Annotated in this window: 2 protein-coding genes; both read right to left on the bottom strand. The window is 58.7% G+C overall.

Translation table 11 applies throughout. From position 1 onward, the window contains the following. Window positions 1-176 precede the first annotated feature (176 nt). Entirely contained in the window at window positions 177-449 is a 273-nt protein-coding gene (locus OA56_RS09115; protein WP_461584820.1) for a type II toxin-antitoxin system RelE/ParE family toxin, read from the bottom strand. Next, window positions 446-658, bottom strand: a complete 213-nt coding sequence (locus OA56_RS09110) for a TA system antitoxin ParD family protein (RefSeq protein WP_461584818.1) — start codon at window positions 656-658, stop codon at window positions 446-448. Before OA56_RS09110 ends, OA56_RS09115 begins: the two co-directional genes overlap by 4 nt. Window positions 659-763 lie beyond the last annotated feature (105 nt).

Raw genomic sequence — 763 nt, 5'->3', positions numbered from 1 at the left:
GGGCGAGGAGAAGAGGTGCTTGTAGCTGGCCTCGTGACGGGCGTTCATGTCGCCGCAAGGGGGTGGGGGGCGTCAACGAGGGGGAGGCGTTTTGTGGGGGCGTGGAAATGCGGTGTTACGTGAAATAAGTAGGTGAAATAAGTGGGTGTCCCCTTGTTAGCCCCGCCAGGGCCAGGTTAGCGCTTGAGGTCGCGGTAGAAGTTCTCGTGGGGACCGAGGGCAAGCCAGGTGCGTGTCGTTTCATCCCACGAGTAGGCGAGCAGATAGAGCTGATTGACGCAGTCGAACCTGTAGACCCAAACTCCGGCTAGATCGCCTTTCTTTTCCTCGCCGAGCCGTGGGTTGGCGATGAGCTGACGCATGGCCGCATGGACCGCATCGCGCTGGTTGGCGTGCAGTTTCTTGTAGACCCGCTTGAACGCGGGGCGCTGGTACAGCGTAACGGTCATGCTTCGGGCAACGCGAAAGGCTCAGACTCTTCTTCCAACGCCAGCAGCGTGTCGCGCACGAATTCAACCGGTAAATCTGGGTTGTCGAGCGCGGCGCGCCCCACCTTGGCCCAGTAAGCCACTTGTTGCGGAATCGAACGCATCTCCGCCTTGGCGCGAACCTTCGCGGCTTCGTACAGGGCGTCGTCGATTCGAATCGAAATGCTCATGGCTGTTTCTCCTGTGGCAATACGCCACAAGTGTAGTAGAAGGCTATTCCGCAGTCAAATCCATGACCAACCTCCTGTAGCGAACAAATAAACTGTCCGGACTTG

It is taken from the genome of Tepidiphilus sp. HLB4, from assembly GCF_054823945.1.
The sequence above is the reverse complement of the archived record's forward strand: the minus strand, read 5'-3'. Positions and strand labels throughout refer to the sequence as shown.